Below are 18134 nucleotides of genomic sequence, written 5' to 3'. Positions count from 1 at the left end.
CAAAAACCCTCTTCGCATAAACGAAGAGGGTTTCTTTTTATTCCTGATGTTCGGAATGATGCTTTGCACCGCCAGGAGGGTTTCCATCCATATGGTCACCGTGATGGTAGTGCGCCGCAAAGATCCAGATGGAACCAAGGATGATAACAATCGCTCCGAAAAATCCGAAGAGCGTGTTTCCGACTTGAATTCCGCCGTTTTCGCTTTCTGTCATGTGCATGAACATGAGAAGCTGAAGACCGGCTTGGATAAATGCGAATCCGAAAATGATCCAGAGTTTTGCTGATGAGCTTAAATCCGTATATACTGCAACCCAAAGGGCCAGCAGGGTCAGAATAATAGACAACGCAAAACCTACGATATGCTTCCACGGAAAGTGGCTGTGTTCAGCAGATTTGTTTGCCATATTATAGTCCCCCCAATCCGATGAGATAGACGCCTGTAAAGATGAAGATCCAAACAACGTCTAAGAAGTGCCAGTATAAACTTGAGATAAAGATTTTTGAAGACGTCTGCGGCGTTAATCCGCGTTTCTTCAATTGCAGTAAGATGCCGGCAATCCAGAAGATACCGATCGTTACGTGCGTTCCGTGCGTTCCCAGAAGGACGAAGAATCCAGACCAGAAAGCACTTGTACCGAGAGATGCTCCTTCATGTACATAGTGGATGAACTCGTTAAGCTCACATCCGACGAAGCCCGCGCCAAGAAGAAGCGTAATGATCGTCCAAATGACGACGCCTTTTAAACTTCCGCGACGCATTTCATGAACAGCGATCCCGCAGGTGAAACTGCTGATCAGAAGCAGGAATGTCATGATCATGACAAGCTTCACTTCAAATAATTCAGCCGGTAAGACTCCTCCTGCTGTTCTTCTTTGAAGAACGAAGAAGGTTGCAAATAGTGTTGAGAACAACACAATCTCTGCCCCTAAAAAGATCCAAAACCCGAGAATATTGAGTCTGCCGGTTTCAGATTGATATTCCATAGGCGCGTTAGAATTGCCGTGTTCTGCATGTTCCATAAATCACGCCTCCTTTATTCGGAAATCTTTCTTTCCGTCTCTTTTATTTCTTCAACAGGTATATAGTAGCCATTGTCATATTCAAATGAACGAAGCACCATGCAAAGCAGAATGCCGATCAAGCCGACAATGCCCATCCAGAACCATTCAAATACAAGTCCGAAGCCTGCAATACCGAACGCCACTGACATAATAAGCGGTCTTCCGGAGTTGTGCGGCATATGGATTTTCTTGAACTTGCTTTCCGGATGAATATCCGTTTTGTCTTCTTTCAATTGCAGTAACGCATCTTGAGATTTCACTTCAGGAAGCACCGCAAAGTTGTAATGCGGCGGAATCGCAGATGAAGTCGCCCACTCAAGCGTACGTCCCACGCCCCATGAATCTCCGCTGATCTCGCGAGTAGAGTAGCGGAAGCTGTAGTAGATGTTGTAGCAAAGGATTAAGAACCCGACACCCATCATGAAGGCTCCGACAGTTGAAATAAAGTTCAATGCAGTCCATCCGTCATTCGGTCCGTATGTGTAAATACGGCGAGGCATACCTTGTAGCCCCAAGAAGTATTGAGGGAAGAAACATACATTAAATCCGATCATAAAGATCCAGAAGAACCATTTTCCGATTCTTTCGTTCAGCTTGTGACCGAACATTTTCGGATACCAGAAAATAAATCCTGCGAAACATGCAAATACCGTACCCGCGATCAGCACATAGTGGAAGTGAGATACGAGGAAGTACGTATTATGGTATTGATAATCCGCTGCAGCCATCGCAAGCATAACCCCTGTTACCCCGCCGACAACGAAGTTCGGGATGAACGCGAGCGCCCACAGCATCGGTGTTGTAAAACTGATTCGGCCTTTATACATCGTAAAGAGCCAGTTAAAGATTTTAACCCCGGTCGGAACCGAAATCGCCATCGTTGTAATCGAGAAGAAAGAGTTAACAGACGCACTGTTCCCCATTGTGAAGAAGTGGTGAGTCCATACAAGGAAACTCAGGACGGAAATGGCGATAATTGAGCCGACCATCGCTTTGTAACCGAATAACTGCTTTCTTGCAAACGCTGAAATAATTTCAGAGAAAATACCGAATGCCGGTAAGATAACGATATATACTTCAGGGTGTCCCCAAATCCAGAACAAGTTAGCCCAAAGCATCGGCATACCGCCGGCTTCCAGCGTGAAAAAGTGAGCGCCGAACAAACGGTCAAATGATAACAGCGCCAATGCCACTGTCAAAACAGGGAAGGCGAATACGATAATAACCATTGTAATCAGCGTCGTCCATGTGAACATCGGCATACGCATCAGCGTCATGCCTTTCGTACGCATTTTCAGGATCGTCACCATAAAGTTGATACCCGTCATCAGCGTACCGATACCGGCAATCTGAAGACCGAGCAGGTAGAAGTTCTCACCAGGCCCGGGACTCATGTCGTTGCTTGCCAGCGGCATGTAACTCGTCCAGCCTGCGTTCGGAGAACCTCCGATAACGAAAGAAATATTGAATAGCATCGCACCTACGAAGAACGTCCAGAAACTCAGGTTGTTCAAGTAAGGGAATGCTACGTCGCGCGCACCGATCTGCAAAGGTACGACAACGTTAATCAGACCGATTAAAAACGGCATCGCCATGAAGATAATCATGATCGTACCGTGAGTCGTAAAGATCTCATTATAGTGGTTTGAGTCTAAAAAACTGTTATTAGGAAGCGCTAACTGGGCGCGCATCATCAAGCCGTCGACCCCGCCGCGGAACAGCATGATAACAGCAGAGATAATGTACATGATTCCAAGTTTCTTATGGTCTACAGACGTCAGCCATTCAGACCAGAGCCATTTCCACTTTTTGAAGTATGTGAGTACAGCGATGATAGCGATAGTGGAAAGCGCAATGGAAACTTGTGCGCCCAGAATTAATGGGTCACCTGTTACAAAAAATTCATCCCATCTCAATTTCATTCGGGCTTCCTCCTTTCTTGTTCAATTTCAATCTTGTTTATCGTCGGATACTTTAAATTCGTTTTTCTTTACATTTTCCCACGGATCTGTTTTAGAGTGCGGTGATACGGCTTTGTAGCCAAGGCGTTTTCGCGCCTCCATCGCATATTCGGCATCTTGGCCGTGGTCAACGTATTTTAAGTGTGTAGAAGAGAACGTTAATTTACCGACATTCTCCGGAAGCATCAGTTCGTCATACTTCTCTTTCGTCAGCTTTGGAGAATCGCTTTGGGCTTTTTTCACCCAGCTGTTAAAGTCTTTTTGCGTAACAGCTTTTACGTTGAATTTCTGGTCGGCAAAGTGTTCGCCGGTGAAGTTCGCGTTGCGGCCTTCATATGTTCCCACTTTGTCAGCCTGTAAGTATTGATCCATCAGCATTCCCGCCATCGCGTATTTTTGTCCCCCAAGCTGAGGAATCCATAGCGATGCCATTGAATCGGCTGAAGAAATTTTAAATAAAACCGGACGGTCTACAGGAATGTTCAGGTAGTTAACCGTCTCAATATCCTGCTCTGGGTAGCTGAATACCCATTTCCAGTCTACCGAAGTAGCATAAACAACAAGAGGCTCTTTATCCTTTGTCGCTTCAGGCGCTTTTTCTAACGAATATATCGTCTGTACGGTAGGCACAGAAAGTGCAATAACAATTAAAATTGGGATCACTGTCCAGACTACTTCTAAGAACGTGTTGCCGTGCATCTCGGGCTTGTAATTTCCGCTGTCTTTGCCTTTGCGGTCGCGGTATTTCACTAAAATGATTGTAAATAGTACGAATACGACGCCGACAATGAACAGCATAAATCCGATTGACAAGAGAATCAGATCTTTCTGCTGGTCTGCTACAGGTCCTTTCGGATCTAAAACGGAAATGTCGCTGCATCCGCCCAGTACGAAAACAACAGCCAACATCGCTATTAAAAGTAACGGTTTAAATGCTCTGAACAAGAAGATCACCATCCTTCCTATTGATGTAGTGAATCTGAAATGTACTTTCTCAAAATCTTTTCTCTATCTACCTTGTTATGCTATCAAAATCTGCCCTTATTAGCTTTATTTTTTTCTAAAGTTCATCTTTTTTTCGACCTAATGTCACAAAATCGTCAAAAAATGCATGAACTTTTTCCACTTGCGCAAACCAAACATAAAAAGTTTTAGATCATTTAGCATATATAGAGAAAAAAGATAGTGAGAACGAATAATACCAAATAAAGGTTTACCATAATAAAAAACGCTGGTCAACAAAAAGATTCATTTTGTTAAACATTCTACAAAAGAAATATTTTTTCCTTTGCTCACACCTTTTCACACGGTTTCCATTTTAACGCAACGCATTGTGAAAAAAAAGACCGGAACGCGCCTTGATATGTTCATTATAAAAAACGCATTCATATGTTTAATATGGACAAAACGAAGGAAACATATAGGCATAAATAATAAAAAATAGGAAGTGATATTTATGGGTTTTATCGTATCTCTGATTGTCGCTATTATTATCGGCTGGATCGGAAGTTTATTTGTAAAAGGCAGTATGCCCGGGGGAATCATCGGGTCAATGATCGCCGGTCTGATCGGCGCATGGATCGGGCACGGACTGCTCGGCACATGGGGTCCTCACCTTGCCGGCTTTGCCATCATTCCGGCAATCATCGGAGCTGCGATCGTGGTATTCTTATTCAGCCTGATCGCCAGAAGCAGAGGATAAAAAAAAGCCTCGTCCCTTATGGGATGGGGCTTTTTTCCGGTAGAGCGCCCAAATGGCGGATAAACCGCCGGAAAGCCGCTCTGCCTTCTTCTGTCTGTTTAAAGACGCCGGCATGCTCCAGTATCCGCGCAAAGGCATGGCCGATTTCCTCTTTCAGAATCTGTTCCGCGTTTTCTTTCGTTACCTTCCGCTTATGCAGCACACTGAGCGCCCAATCTTTATGCGTTGCCGCAGAAGGGTCTGCCGTTAAGGCCGCTTCCGGGTCCGGTGAGCACAGCGCTTCAGCCGTGTATTTCATTTCTTGTTCAAGGCGGCCCGGCAGAATCGCAAGCCCCATTACCTCAATCAGTCCGATATTTTCTTTTTTCAGGTGATGAACTTCCTGATGGGGATGAAAAATTCCCAGCGGATGCTCATCAGAGGTGCGGTTATTTCTGAGGACGAGATCTAATTCGAATAAACCGTTTCTCCGCCGGGCAATCGGCGTAATTGTATTGTGCGGTGTTTCTCCTGAACAGGCGAGGAGATCAGCCGCCTCATCGGAATAACCGCGCCATGCCCGCAGGATGGCATCCGCCGCGCCGGAAAGCTCAGACGCACTCTCGCTTTGCAGGCGGATGACAGACATCGGCCACTTCACAATTCCCAACACCGTTTTCGGATAGTCAGGCAGCCTGTACCGGCTTTCTGTCTCCGCCCGCGCCATCGGGAATTCATAATTGCCCCCCTGAAAATGGTCGTGGCTTAAAATACTGCCGCCGACAATCGGCAGATCAGCATTGGAACCGAGAAAATAATGAGGATACTGGCTGACGAACGACAGCAGCCGGTCAAACGTTTTTTTGCTGATCTTCATCGGTTCGTGCCGGTCTTTCAAAACGATGCAATGCTCCCGGTAATACACATACGGAGAAAATTGCAGAAACCACTGCTCATCGCCGAGAATTACCGGAATGACACGAAGGTTTTGACGCGCCGGGTGATCCGGTCTCCCCTCGTACCCGACATTTTCTTTACAAAGAACACATCTCGGATAATCGGATTGAGGCTGCTCTTTGGCAGCGGCAATTGCTTTCGGATCTTTTTCCGGTTTTGAAAGGTTGATCGTGATGTCCAGCTTTCCGTAAGCCGTCTCAGCCGTCCACCCGACATTCCGCTGTATTCTGTCCGAACGGATATAATACACATCCTCTGAAAATCGGTAAAACGCCTTTGTCGCCTGCTCCGATCCGTGCACCGCCTTTGTTTCTTCAAAACGACGGACAATCTCGGACGGCTGCGGGGCAAAGCAGCCCATGATCTTCACGCTCAGCAGGTCGCGATAGGTGTCTGTATCGGCTGCAATCCGGCCCGTTTCTGCCGCCCATTCATAAATCGGGGCCAATATGTCCGGCAATGATGCCGCCGATACATTTTCTTTCTGTTCTGGAACCTCCGGATGGGTGATATGCAAAGCTTCATACAAACGGTTTCTCGTATATTCAATATCAAGAAATGAAATCAGCTCTTTTTGCAATCCGTACCGGATTAAACGTTCCACGTGCCGCTCAATTGCCATCGTCATCCCCCTTTAGTTCTCTCGCTCCGGCTCCGATATCCGCCGTGTAAAAGTCAGCTTTTCTCCCTGTCTTCCCCTCATAGCGGGCCCCTGCCGTTTCAATAAAATCCGAAACCGCATCGTCCTTGACGATACTGACCGTACAGCCGCCGAAACCGGCTCCCGTCATCCTTGATCCGATCACCCCGCCGTGGCGCCAGGCCGCTTCAGCCAGTGTATCCAGCTCATGACTCGTCACCTCGTAGTCATCGCGTAAAGAGAGATGCGAATCCCTCATTAATTCACCGATATGATGAAGCTGATTGTTACTGAACATGTCGGCGGCCTCTATTGTGCGGTGATTTTCATAGACGGCGTGTTTCGCCCGGCGTCTGTTCACTTCATTCTGAATCAGCTCCGCATGGGCGTCAAAAGCGGAAGGGGTCAGCTCTCCCAGTGATTGAACGGAAAGATGCTTCTGAAGATCACAAAGCGCTTCCCCGCACTCCTTGAGCCTCGTATTATAGCCTGAATCTGCAAGCGTTCGTTTTTTATTGGTATTTGCAATAACGATCGACAGCCCCGACAGCCCGAGTTTTGTATATTCAAAGCTGAGCGTACCGCAATTCAGCAGAATCGCATGATGTTTCTTTCCCATTCCGATGGCGAATTGATCCATTATTCCGCAGCTGACGCCGATAAAGGAATGTTCCGCCGTCTGAGCGAGCTTCACCAAGTCGAGCATATCCGCCTCAAGCTCATGGCATTCCTTGAGAATGACCGCCGTAACAAGTTCAATCGAAGCCGAAAGATGACAGCCCCGCGCCGTTCGGGATGTTTCCCCAGAACACAATATCGAAGCCGTGCGGAAGGGAAAAACCGCTGCCGAGACATTCTGCCATGACCCCTTTCGGATAGTTGGCCCACCCGTCCTCTTTTTGATAACGGATATTATCGAGACTGCATTCCTTTATGCCCGCTTCCTTAAAATGATGAGAGTACATTCTGACGAGCCTGTCCCCTCTCTCCCGGACGGCTGCATATGTACCGATCGTCAGCGCGCAAGGAAAGACGTGGCCCCCGTTATAATCCGTATGCTCTCCGATGAGATTCACTCTGCCGGGCGCAAAGAAAATGCGCAGGTCCTCCGATTCCCCGAATACATCAGCAAACGCTTTCTTTATTTTGTGCTTCATACGCATCCCCTTTCACTATTACACTTTCCCCCGGGGCGCGGAAAGAAACCGTTATGACACGCCCTCTTCTTTCGCTTTTCTGAAGACAATCCACTTGCTGGCCGCATAGTTGACGACTACGATAATGACGTTATCGGCGATTTTCGCCAACGTTTCGTTCATATGAAATTGACTGACCAGAAGAATCATCATGGCGAGATCGATGGCGAGAGACAATACCCGCACGCTGAAAAAGGCCGTCAATTCTTTCATCAGACTCCGCATCCCCGCGGTCTTTTGCTGAAATACATACAGTTTATTCGTGACATATGCAAATAGAACGGACAGAATCCAAGCAGCGACGGTCGCCGCCTTGTAATCCATCTCAAATGCCGACGTCAGAAAGTAAAAACTGACGATATTCACGATGGTCGTGAATATCCCCATAATGATATACATCATAATTTCTCTGTAGCGCATGGCAGTTCCTCGCTTTCTGAAAGACTTTTCTAAACCTTTTGTCAAATCAAGAAGAACGTTACCCTGATTTTCTGCCGCTGACAAAAACATAGAGCGCGTCAAACATGCTGCGGAAAGTAACCGGCCTTCCCAGCACATTGGATTGCTTAATCATCCCGTCGATGAGCGCGCACATCATTTTAGCGGTATGCTCGGTATCTATATGGTCTTCTATTAAATTTCTCGATTTGAGCCAATTTATGTACATGGTGCTTTCTTCTATCCATAACTTATAAAGACGGATATAAGCTTCATATTCACTGACGACTTTGTAAGTAGGCATATGAACGGCAAAAGACACAACATTCCAGGCAGGCTTGCTGTTTACAAACCGCATCAACAGGCTGGCCGCGCTTGCCGCAGCTTCACAAAGCGTCAACGGCCGCGCTGTTTGCTTTTCTAATTCATCGAGATAGCCGGTGATGATCCTTTTTTTAATCTGACGCCTGTCTAATAAATGCTTCAGAAAATCTTCCTTGCTTTCAAAATGAACGTAAAACGCGCCTTTGCTGAAACCCGCCGCTTTACTGATGTCATCGATTGAGACTGAATCGTAAGCTCTTTCAATCAGGAGATGAAGGCCTGCGTCAATAAAACTTTCAAATGTTTCTTCTCTCTTAATTTGAAATTTGTTTTTTTTCATTTTTTACCCCAGCTGTTTGATCATTCACTTTATCTTACACCGAATCATTCTTTTGCGGTATTTTTTATGCAAAAAGAATATGCTAGTCGACGCTTTGAGGGTAAATATTAATAGGTCATATGATTTATTTTTATTTGCATACTATCCAGTCAGTATTTATTTGTTTATTATTATACGTAAGAATTCTTGAAGGATTTTGGTTATTTCAGTCATTTTCTTAGGGAATAGGTAGGTGAATTCATCTTCAATTTGGGATTACCGGCCAACTATGTGTGATATTTGTTATACATTGGCTGCTGTAGCTGGGCAAATCAATTTTTCAATTGGAGGTTCTTATGAAAACTCATGTAATGAAAGATATAGATCAAGATTGGCAATTGTTAATTCAAGAGGCTAGAATCATGGGTTTGCACATTGACGATGTGAGGCGCTTCTTAAATACTGAAAAAGCGGTGAAGAAAAAAACACCAATGAAAAACACCATCCGCCAGCGGTAAGATTACAGGCGGATCCTTTTACTATATGACCTGCCACAGTCCGCCCGCACCCGAGTTTTCAAAGGAACAGCCGCAATAAGAGGGGAATCAGAGAACAAACCGTATACCGGACAACCATTCCCGTCCGCATTCCGCAATTGAACAGCCAAACATGGTGATATGAGATCCCCCCGCTGCATATCTTGTGTATATGCCCATTTATGAGGTGATACACAGATGGATACGAATCCCTATTATGATGAAAAACAACAGAACTACTACGAAGGCCTGAATCCTTATTTATTGAACAAAATAGACGAAAACTGGCGGACAGTGCTTGATGTCGGCTGCGGCACAGGCAATTTAGGAGCGGCGATCGAAGACCGCGGAATAACGGTTTACGGCATTGAAGCGTATCCCGAAGCCGCAAAAAAGGCGGAAAGCAAATTGAGCCACGTGCTTTGCGGCGACATTGAATCCGCCATTCTTCCGTACGAATCAGAACAATTCGACTGCATGCTGTTCGGAGACGTTCTTGAGCATCTTATCGACCCGTGGTCCGTGCTGAAAAAGCTTCGTCCTTATGTAAAAAAAGACGGCACGGTGCTTGCATGCATACCGAATGTCGGCCACATCTCAGTGGTGCTGGAGCTTTTAGCCGGCAAATGGACTTACAGTGACGCCGGATTAATGGATCAGACCCACCTGCGTTTTTTTACCCGTGAAGAGACGCTTTCATTATTTAAAGCCGCCGGTTATGAGGTGAAACGCATTGAGGCGATCCGCGTTGATCACCCCTCTTATCACAAAGCCATCGCAGCATTGCACGAAGTATGCGTACAGCTCGGCATAAGGCATGACTTTATGACAGAAGCATCGGCGTATCAATATGTGATTGAGGCCGAGAGGAGCATGTAATGGATTCACATTCATTTCTGTTTGTCGTCTGTGTGAATGACGAGTCGCTCTACTCCCGGTGCAAGAGCCATATCATGCAGCTTACCGTCCCCCCTTCATACTCCGTTGATATCATGCCGATATACGATTCAGCAAGCATGGCCTCGTCCTACAACAAAGCGCTGAGACACCCCTCCAAATATAAAATTTATCTGCATCAGGATACCTTTATCATTCATCAGCATTTCCTACATGACATGCTTCATATCTTTCAATCTCATCAGGAGCTCGGCCTTCTCGGTGTCGCCGGCTGCAAAACCCTGCCGCCGAACGGCATTTGGTGGGAAAGCGGAGAGCGGATGGGAAAAGTGATTGAATACCGGGGGAATGCTTATCACCCGCTGGACTTTGAGCACGGCGATGAAGACGGCCTGTTTACGCCCGCTGACGCCATTGACGGCTTGTTAATGGCGGCTCAATATGACGTGGAGTGGCGGGAGGATTTGTTTCGCGGCTTTCATTTTTACGACACATCACAGTCGCTTGAATTTCAAAAACACGGCTATCAAGTCGGCGTCGCCTGCCAGAAAGACCCTTGGTGCCTTCATTTTTGCGGCGACTCATTTGACGCCGCGGCATATGAAGCGGACAGACAAACATTTGTCAAACACTATATGGCAAAGCCCTCTCGCTGATCGAGAGGGCTTTTTTCGGGTTAACGTTTATTCAGTTCCCGCTCAATGATTTGTTCAAAGGTTTCCTTTCCCGCCGCGCCAGGGATTCTCTCATTGCCGATGATAAACGTCGGCACTGCCGTAATGCCGGCTTCCTCATAAGCATGGCGGAGCGCTTCCCGCTGTACGTGTCTGTACGCTCTTGTCTCAAGCGCCTCTTTGAAGGCAGCGCCGTCAAGTCCGGCTTCTTCCGCAAGCTTTGTCAGCACGCCAACGTCACCGATATTTTGCTCTTCCTGAAAGAACGCCTGAAAAACGCGTGTATGGTATTCGCTTCCTTTCCCATGTTCCTTTGCGAAATGAAAGCCTTCAAATGCCAAATCCGTGTAAGGATGCGGTGACACGCGGGGGAACGTGATTTCAACGCCTAACGACTGCGCCATCGGCTCAATGGAGTTTTTCCACATCTGCCGCTTGGCGGGATCATTCACCGGATCAAGTTTCGGCGAGGGGCTCGGACGCAATTCAAACGGCATCCATTCCACCTGTACGTCCTTGTCCTTGATTGCTTCTTCAAACGCCGCTTTGCCGACAAAGCAAAACGGACATACATAATCAGAATATACTTTAATCTGCAGTGTCATTGTAAGTCTCCTTTCCTTTTCATTTTAAGTTGTAACACATATAGTTACAAGTGTTTTTTTAAAAACACCCTCCATATGGAAGGTGTCACGATTCCAGCAGCCTTTGGGCGATATATTCTCCTTTTTTACAGCCGCCGGGACAGGCGAATAAGGAAGAGCCGATCGTTTGTGTGTATTCATTCAACGCATCCTTTGCCGCCAAAGCCTTCAGCATCGGGACAAATTGGCGGTCCGGGTCTTTTTGAAAGCAGATAAACAGCAGGCCTGCGTCAACATAGCCCGTCTTTGGATCAATTCCGTCCGTATAGGAAAATGCCCGGCGCAGAATCTGTCTGCCGGTTGATTTTGCCACGCTGACATGCGAGTCGGCGGGAATTTGATTCAGCTTCACGGGATCGGTTTACTTTTTTTGTCCGAAAGGCGCGCCCGAGCTTTTCACCCGCCCGAACGTGTCCTCTTGTTCCTTCAAGGATGAACGGTCCCATATATCTAAAAACATCTTAATTTTCCTAAACGCCATGTACGTGCCGCCCGTCATCCAGTCCGGCTCTCCTGATTGAACCCAAATGATCGAATTCATCAGGTTTTCATCCTTCGTGCTTTGGTTGCCGGTGCCGTCTTTGAATCCGAAGAGGTTGCGCGGCGTTTCCCCGTTTTTCCCGCCGCTTAAGAAACCTTTATTGAGAAAACGGACTTCGCACACGCCTGCTGCCTGTTTCATCAGGTTGCGCACCGCGTGAAACGCCGTTTGTTCATTATCCGCGCAGACTTGTATGACGATATCACCGCCGCCTTGTTTCTTATCGAGCTTGTCGTTAGGCATCGGCGGAATATCGGCGAGGTGCTTCGGTTTTTTATCTTTCAGTCCGAAGCGGTCCTTCCCGTCTTTCTCGAAAAACCCGGGGCCGAAGCCGAAGGTAACGGTCAAATTCGCCGGTGCCAGATCCTGCGACTCCCCGGTATCCTGCGGAGGCATATATTTATTTTTCTGTTCGCCCGACGGGACCGCGCCTGAAGTCAGCAGCTGCGTCAGGCTTGTCCATTGTTTGAAAAGGGAGATGACATCGGCTTTGTCGCTTGACATGACATCAAGCGCCGCAAAATACACATACGTCTGATGCGCCGTTGTGATTCCTGCTTGGTGCTTCCCGTAAAAAGGAACGATTTGATCACGATCCCTTTTTTCATCATTCTTCTTTGAAGCGGTGGCCGCCGGTTTGAAGAGCGGCGCGAGTCCTCCGAGGCCGCTCGCTCCGACAGCAACGGCGGCGCCCGCGACGGCGCCCCACTTCAGGACATCCCGTCTGTGGATCTGTTTTTCCTTGTTATGTTCATCGCTCATGCTGCGTCTTAACTCCTTTTAAAGCACATCGGCAATCTTCGACATGGTTTCAGAAAGAGCCGTCAGCTTCGTGCTTATCTCTCTGATTTGATCTGTACTTAATGTATCACAAGACATATAAGATTGATCGCACGTTTTGTATTTCGACATCAAACCTTCAAATTCGCTGAATTCCGCATCAAGTTTTTCCGTGACGTCGAAATGATCTCTCACTGCGCGCTTTTCACTGTTTCATAGAGGGCTTTTAAGCCTTCGGCGCCGGCGGTGATTGGTTCAGGCGTCACTTTGAGAGAAGCGATAGAGCCGTCAAACGTTCCGGTCGATATTGCAAGCTGATTGCCCTGTTCTTGACATACGGCTTATATTCTCCAAGTCCGTCACTGCCTTTTTGCGCACACAGAAAAAGGGCCGCCCTATCGGGACAGCCCTGCTTTGGAGCGCCGAATTTCCTCTGAAAACTTGCGCGCTGCCGCTTTTGGATCTTCAGCTTGGCTGATGGCGCTGATCATGCTGACGCCGTCTGCACCCGCTTCAATGACGGGCGCCGCGTTGTCAGCCGTAATGCCGCCGATTCCTACAATCGGAATGCTGATGCCCTGACGCCGCACCTCTTCAATCAATGTAACGCCCTGCACAGCTTCAGCATCTTTTTTTGTTTCGGTCGGATAGACCGGGCCCATTCCGACGTAATCGGCTCCGGCTTCTTCCGCCCGCTTCACCTCGGAGACGTTATGTACTGACACACCGAGTATCATATCGCCGATTGCCGCTCTCGTTTCTTCGGCGTCTGCGTCATCCTGCCCGATATGCACTCCGTCCGCCTCAAGGCGCAAGGCCAATTCGACATCATCATTAATGATGAAAGGAATCCCGGCCTGCCTGCAGACATCCTGTACCTGCTTCGCGAACAGGACACGTTCCTCCCCTGTTAAAGAACCGCTCCCCTTTTCCCGAAATTGAAAAAGCGTAGCGCCGCCCTCAATGGCTTTTTTCACCACGGAAACGGGGTCTGCGCTTGTATTGTTTGATCCCATAATAAAATAAACCGATAACATATCCTTCATCATTTCCCGAGAAATACGCGTCATTTTTCTGTCACCCTTTCAATTGCGGCAAGCTCGGCCGCTTCTTGTTCTGAGATGCTTGCCAGCTTGTTTAAAAGCTCAATCTGGAAGCTGCCCGGACCCTTATGGGAGGTGTCCAGAGCGGCAAGCTGAGCGGCGCTTCCGTATACAGAAACGGCTGAAACGGCCGCTTGCAGAACGTCCTGTCCCGCCGCGCAGAAGGCTCCGATGACAGACGTCAGCAGGCATCCCGCCCCCGTCACCTTCGTCAGCAGTTTATCACCGTTATGTACGGCGTATGTGTCGGCGCCGTCAGAGATAACGTCGGTTTTTCCGGTAATCGCAATGACCGTCTTCAGCCCGCTTGCAGCCGTCTTAGCGAGCTGAACCACATCTCCTCCGGCTTCCCCCGCATCCACGCCTTTTATCTTCCAATCAGGGGCGCCGGCTATATTGGCGATTTCCGCGGCATTTCCGCGAATGGCGGACAAGCGGACCTCCTGTATGATCTTGCTGGCTGATGCCGTCCGAAACGGCGTGGCGCCTGCGCCTACCGGATCAAAAATGACCGGAACACCGTTTTCATTGGCCGATTTTCCGGCTGCGATCATAGCTTCAACCGACGCCGAACTGAGGGTGCCTATATTCAGGACGAGCGCTCCTGCGATTTTCGCCATGTCGGCTGCCTCCTCAATTGCATAAGCCATAACGGGCGATGCGCCGAGCGCGAGCAGTCCGTTAGCTGTGAAGTTCGTGACGACATTATTGGTGATACTGTGAACGAGCGGGTTTTGATCCCGCACTTTACTCAAGTGTTGAGCTGCGGTTTGTGCGTCCATGCTTAATCATCCTTTTTTCTCTTTTTCGGATTCCATAAATACGATTTCGTATGCTCCAGCCAGGCTCTGGCGGCAAAGGACATATAGCGGTCTTTCCGCCAAATGATGGCTAAATGCCACGGAATGACCGGATGAACGAGCGGAATGGTTCTGACTTTGTCAGGATCAAGACCGCGGCAGATTCTTTCCGGCAAGAGGCCGATACCGAGATTGGCGGATACCATTTCGCTGATAAAGTCCCACTGTGACGTTTCATAAATGACGTGAGGCCTGAATCCGGCTTTCACGCATTCCGTCATAATTCGATTATGAAGGACAAAATCCTCCCTGAAAAATATGAACGGCTCTTCTTTTAATTCGTGAAGACTGCATTCTTTCTCGTCAGCGAGCCGATGTGACGGATGGACGACGAGCATAAGGGTTTCCTTGACGATTGTGAACGTATGAAAAATCTCTTCATTCGCGGGAAGCACGACGACCCCGATATCAAGCGAGCCGTCCTCCACCCCTTGCTGCACTTTAATTGAGCCGTCCTCAACAAGCTGAAACGTCACATCGGGATATGTGACGCGGAAGTCACCGAGCACTCTCGGGAAAAAGCCGGACCCGATCATCGGCGGAAGACCGATGCGGACGTGCCCTTTCTTCACTTCCATAATATCGTTCAGCTCTGACGTCAGGTTTTGGAATGACTTTGTGATTTCCTGCGCCTGCACATACATGCTCTGCCCGGCGTCAGTCAGTTCAACTTGCCGGCCATTGCGGTAAAACAGCTTAATGCCGAGCTCCGTCTCCAGGTTTTTAATCATTTTTGAGATTGTCGGCTGTGAAACATACAGCGACTGTGAAGCCTTCGTAAAGCTTTTCAAACGGGCCACTTCCAAAAAATACGTTAAGTGCCGGATATCCATTACATTTCATCCTTTCTATAGACAAAAGGAATACACATTATTCTTTATATGTATTTTACCTATAGCAAAACCTTCTGTACAATATAAATATAAGGGAGGCATCATTATGAAAAAATTGCTGCTTACCGTTATTCAAATCGCTCTGCTGTTTATATTTGCGCGTCTGATCAATTGGGTCACGGCGGCTCTTCATATAAATATTCCCGGCAGTATAATCGGGATTGTGATTCTTTTCACATTATTGCATTTCAAGATTATCAAACTTGAATGGATTGAGCTTGGCGCAGCATGGCTCCTCGGTGAGCTGCTGCTGTTTTTCATCCCGTCTGCCGTCGGAGTGATTGAATACGGAGATATTATGTCTAAATTCGGCGTAAGCATTTTACTTGTCGTCGTCATCAGCACATTTGTCGTGATGGTTTCAACAGGTACGCTTACACAGCTGATAGCAAAAAGAAAGGAGAAAAAACAAACGTGTTCATCGGAATCATAAGTTTATTCTTAACTGTCTTAGTATATTTGGGCGCGAAAAAACTCTACATTCGTTTTCCGCGGGTGTATACGTCGCCGCTTCTGATTACGCCCGCTGTTTTGGTCGTACTGCTGCTTCTTGTCAATGTCCCGTATCAGACATACAATCTCGGCGGCGGACTGCTGACCGATATGCTTCAGCCGGCAACAGTGGCGTTCGCCATCCCGCTTTATAAATATTTCCCGATTTTAAAGAAATACGCCGTGGAAATTATTTTGAACGTAGCGGTCGGTTCATGTATCGCCATTCTGTCAACGGCCTTTATCGCCAAATGGTTCCATCTCGGCAGCAGCTTAGTCGACAGTCTCGTGCCGCGATCCGTGACGACGCCGATTGCCATGAACGTTTCAGAAATGATCGGCGGGATGCCGGCCGTTACAGCGGTTTTCGTCATTTTAACGGCTTTATTGGGAACGATCATCGGGCCGATGGTCATCCGCTATTTCCGCATTGATAACGAAATTGCCCGGGGCGTGCTGCTCGGAACTAGCGCGCACGGAGCGGGAACATCTAAAGCATTTGAGCTCAGCTCCGTATCAGGTACGATCTCAAGCGTGTCCATGATTCTCGCCGCAATTATGACGCTGTGCGCGGCCCCGATTTTGCTTTCGTTTTTTTAACCCTCATTAACTTCACTATATTTAAATTAAAAACACCATTTCTCTTAAGAAATGGTGTTTTTAGTAAACTCAATTTTAATAGCTATTACATTGAAACAATTACACCTCCATCCTTCACTTCAAATATTTCATCACTAATTGATTCAAGAAAGTTTTTATCGTGACTTGAAATAAGAATTAACTTGTTTCTTTTTTTATAGTCGATCAAAAAAGTCTTTATTTTATGAAGTGTTTCTTCATCCAATGCATTAGTTGGCTCATCAAGGATTAGCAAATCCGGATTTTCCATAATAGCTTGTCCAATAGCTAGACGTTGCTTCATTCCTAGTGAGAACTTCTTATACTTTCTTGAATCATTTTTATCCAAACCAACTATGTCTAATGCTTTATTAATATCTGCGTCCGTCGCTTTCTTTTTTATTGATGCAAGCACTTTTAAATTCTGTTTGCCCGTTAAGTGAGGAATAAATTCCGGATTTTCAATAACTATCCCCATGCTCTCTGGAAACGATATATCCTTATGTAAAATGCTTTGGTTCACAGTTATAACACCCTTTTCAGGAACGAGTAGCCCAGAAATCACTCTGAAAAGCATCGATTTCCCCGAACCGTTCACACCTTTAAATCCGTAAACCTTTCCTGAAAATAACTGTAGCGAAACATCATTTACTACCTTATTGGAATTAAGTGTTTTAGTGACATGGTCTAACTTTATTGTTAAAGACATATTGTTCTCCCTTTAAAAAAAGTTTTTGTGTCTAATTTGCTTAATTGCAAGCATAATTAAACAAATTGTTATTATAGTAAAGAAAAACAAATAACCACTATGATTAACTTCATGCGGAGTTATAAGAGTATTGCTAATAAAAGAGTAGTAACCAGGTAAAAAAGGTACGTCAATCCATACAGGAAGTATCAATAGACCATACACTACAAAAAAAGCTTGTATAGGTTTTACTTTCAAAATATAAATGGTTTGAAACAAACCACAAATTAACAAAGTTAAAAAAACTGTAAAAAAAGTATAAGCTGTATAATGGTCATATCTAAAATTTCCATGTTTTAAAAAAACAGCTATATGTACTAATAAAATTAACAACAGACAATAACTAGTACACATTACTATAGTAAAAAAGAGTTTGCCAAATAACCATTGTTTCCTCGAGGATACTCTAGTAAGGACAATAGAAATTGTTTTACTCCGTTGTTGATATAAATAATTACCATTAATCAACAAGTAAAATCCACAGATAAAGAAATAAGGGAACGGCATGAAAAATAATTCATTTCCCATCAACGACTCCCAAACAGAATTAATATTAATTATATTGAGACTATGGACTATCATAAATAGCAAAAAAGCAATAACAAAAATCCAAATTATCCATTGCCATTTATTCTGTCTCCAGATATTTTTCACATCATATAAATACATTTTTTATTTATCTCCTCAGTATTTGAAAAGACTTTGATAGTTTCAAGCAAATCAAGGATGTAAAAACAATTATAAATAATAGATATAATTTATCGTAAA

At 46.2% G+C, this 18134-nt stretch carries 19 protein-coding genes and 3 pseudogenes; 6 read left to right on the top strand and 16 right to left on the bottom strand.

The window, feature by feature from the left end; genetic code table 11:
* Positions 1 to 37 precede the first annotated feature (37 nt).
* From qoxD to qoxA, 4 genes are read right to left on the bottom strand one after another with little or no spacing between them, the layout of a single operon-like run.
* The gene (gene qoxD / locus ABK447_RS01385; RefSeq protein ID WP_007614576.1) at positions 38 to 406 is read right to left on the bottom strand and encodes a cytochrome aa3 quinol oxidase subunit IV; all 369 of its coding nucleotides are present in this window, start codon (positions 404 to 406) and stop codon (positions 38 to 40) included.
* A 1-nt stretch (position 407) separates the two neighbouring features.
* On the bottom strand, positions 408 to 1022 hold the full coding sequence (gene qoxC / locus ABK447_RS01380; RefSeq protein WP_003150930.1) for a cytochrome aa3 quinol oxidase subunit III: 615 nt from the start codon (positions 1020 to 1022) through the stop codon (positions 408 to 410).
* Positions 1023 to 1036: 14 nt separating this feature from the next.
* Positions 1037 to 2986 carry a cytochrome aa3 quinol oxidase subunit I gene (gene qoxB / locus ABK447_RS01375; RefSeq protein WP_100001640.1) on the bottom strand — a complete coding sequence of 650 codons (1950 nt, stop codon included), beginning with the start codon at positions 2984 to 2986 and terminating at the stop codon, positions 1037 to 1039.
* A 27-nt stretch (positions 2987 to 3013) separates the two neighbouring features.
* A complete protein-coding gene (qoxA, locus tag ABK447_RS01370; protein ID WP_087920812.1) occupies positions 3014 to 3979 on the bottom strand; it encodes a cytochrome aa3 quinol oxidase subunit II in 966 nt (321 codons plus the stop codon).
* Between the two features lie 502 nt (positions 3980 to 4481).
* Between qoxA and ABK447_RS01365 the strand changes: the two genes are divergently transcribed.
* On the top strand, positions 4482 to 4727 hold the full coding sequence (locus ABK447_RS01365) for a GlsB/YeaQ/YmgE family stress response membrane protein (RefSeq protein ID WP_003150926.1): 246 nt from the start codon (positions 4482 to 4484) through the stop codon (positions 4725 to 4727).
* Positions 4728 to 4743: 16 nt separating this feature from the next.
* Here ABK447_RS01365 and galT read toward each other — a convergent pair whose 3' ends face one another.
* From galT to ABK447_RS01345, 4 genes and pseudogenes are all read right to left on the bottom strand, one after another.
* A complete protein-coding gene (gene galT / locus ABK447_RS01360; RefSeq protein WP_100001642.1) occupies positions 4744 to 6285 on the bottom strand; it encodes a UDP-glucose--hexose-1-phosphate uridylyltransferase in 1542 nt (513 codons plus the stop codon).
* Positions 6275 to 7460 (bottom strand): annotated as a pseudogene (locus ABK447_RS01355) (galactokinase). The gene galT and the pseudogene ABK447_RS01355 overlap by 11 nt, the downstream one beginning before the upstream one ends.
* Positions 7461 to 7511: 51 nt before the next feature.
* A complete protein-coding gene (locus ABK447_RS01350) occupies positions 7512 to 7898 on the bottom strand; it encodes a GtrA family protein (protein ID WP_032863219.1) in 387 nt (128 codons plus the stop codon).
* Between the two features lie 79 nt (positions 7899 to 7977).
* Positions 7978 to 8601 (bottom strand): TetR/AcrR family transcriptional regulator, encoded by a 624-nt coding sequence (locus ABK447_RS01345; protein ID WP_014419191.1) that lies wholly within the window; start codon positions 8599 to 8601, stop codon positions 7978 to 7980.
* 335 nt (positions 8602 to 8936) lie between these two features.
* On the opposite strand from ABK447_RS01345, the gene ABK447_RS01340 reads away from it, so the two are divergent.
* The 3 genes from ABK447_RS01340 (at position 8937) to ABK447_RS01330 (ending at position 10669) form a co-directional block, all read left to right on the top strand.
* A complete protein-coding gene (locus ABK447_RS01340; protein ID WP_003150917.1) occupies positions 8937 to 9098 on the top strand; it encodes an anti-repressor SinI family protein in 162 nt (53 codons plus the stop codon).
* Between the two features lie 216 nt (positions 9099 to 9314).
* Entirely contained in the window at positions 9315 to 9995 is a 681-nt protein-coding gene (locus ABK447_RS01335) for a bifunctional 2-polyprenyl-6-hydroxyphenol methylase/3-demethylubiquinol 3-O-methyltransferase UbiG (protein WP_007407718.1), read from the top strand.
* Complete coding sequence (locus tag ABK447_RS01330; protein ID WP_039063812.1) at positions 9995 to 10669, top strand: glycosyltransferase family protein; 675 nt, start codon at positions 9995 to 9997, stop codon at positions 10667 to 10669. Before ABK447_RS01335 ends, ABK447_RS01330 begins: the two co-directional genes overlap by 1 nt.
* 20 nt (positions 10670 to 10689) lie before the next feature.
* Here the strand turns inward: ABK447_RS01330 and ABK447_RS01325 are convergent, their stop codons facing one another.
* The 6 genes and pseudogenes from ABK447_RS01325 to ABK447_RS01300 form a co-directional block, all read right to left on the bottom strand.
* Positions 10690 to 11292, bottom strand: coding sequence for a DsbA family oxidoreductase (locus tag ABK447_RS01325; protein WP_349909317.1), 603 nt, complete (start codon positions 11290 to 11292; stop codon positions 10690 to 10692).
* An 85-nt stretch (positions 11293 to 11377) separates the two neighbouring features.
* Positions 11378 to 12634: pseudogene (gene efeB / locus ABK447_RS01320) on the bottom strand (iron uptake transporter deferrochelatase/peroxidase subunit).
* An 18-nt stretch (positions 12635 to 12652) separates the two neighbouring features.
* Positions 12653 to 12972, bottom strand: a pseudogene (locus ABK447_RS01315) (Efem/EfeO family lipoprotein); the annotation flags it as partial.
* Positions 12973 to 13047: 75 nt separating this feature from the next.
* The gene (gene thiE, locus ABK447_RS01310) at positions 13048 to 13722 is read right to left on the bottom strand and encodes a thiamine phosphate synthase (protein ID WP_094031385.1); all 675 of its coding nucleotides are present in this window, start codon (positions 13720 to 13722) and stop codon (positions 13048 to 13050) included.
* A complete protein-coding gene (gene thiM, locus ABK447_RS01305) occupies positions 13719 to 14537 on the bottom strand; it encodes a hydroxyethylthiazole kinase (protein WP_094031386.1) in 819 nt (272 codons plus the stop codon). Before thiM ends, thiE begins: the two co-directional genes overlap by 4 nt.
* Positions 14538 to 14539: 2 nt before the next feature.
* A complete protein-coding gene (locus ABK447_RS01300; RefSeq protein ID WP_003150908.1) occupies positions 14540 to 15448 on the bottom strand; it encodes a LysR family transcriptional regulator in 909 nt (302 codons plus the stop codon).
* 106 nt (positions 15449 to 15554) lie between these two features.
* On the opposite strand from ABK447_RS01300, the gene ABK447_RS01295 reads away from it, so the two are divergent.
* Positions 15555 to 15941 (top strand): CidA/LrgA family holin-like protein, encoded by a 387-nt coding sequence (locus ABK447_RS01295; protein WP_007407725.1) that lies wholly within the window; start codon positions 15555 to 15557, stop codon positions 15939 to 15941.
* On the top strand, positions 15923 to 16600 hold the full coding sequence (locus ABK447_RS01290; RefSeq protein ID WP_094031387.1) for a CidB/LrgB family autolysis modulator: 678 nt from the start codon (positions 15923 to 15925) through the stop codon (positions 16598 to 16600). Before ABK447_RS01295 ends, ABK447_RS01290 begins: the two co-directional genes overlap by 19 nt.
* Before the next feature lie 85 nt (positions 16601 to 16685).
* Here the strand turns inward: ABK447_RS01290 and ABK447_RS01285 are convergent, their stop codons facing one another.
* On the bottom strand, positions 16686 to 17327 hold the full coding sequence (locus ABK447_RS01285) for an ATP-binding cassette domain-containing protein (RefSeq protein ID WP_017418641.1): 642 nt from the start codon (positions 17325 to 17327) through the stop codon (positions 16686 to 16688).
* Positions 17328 to 17339: 12 nt separating this feature from the next.
* Positions 17340 to 17894 (bottom strand): ABC transporter permease, encoded by a 555-nt coding sequence (locus ABK447_RS01280; protein WP_223254685.1) that lies wholly within the window; start codon positions 17892 to 17894, stop codon positions 17340 to 17342.
* Positions 17895 to 18134: the final 240 nt, after the last annotated feature.

It is taken from the genome of Bacillus sp. hwrm1 (genome assembly GCF_040207805.1).
In the GTDB taxonomy this organism is placed as follows: Bacteria; Bacillota; Bacilli; order Bacillales; family Bacillaceae; genus Bacillus; species Bacillus velezensis.
The sequence above is the reverse complement of the archived record's forward strand: the minus strand, read 5'-3'. Positions and strand labels throughout refer to the sequence as shown.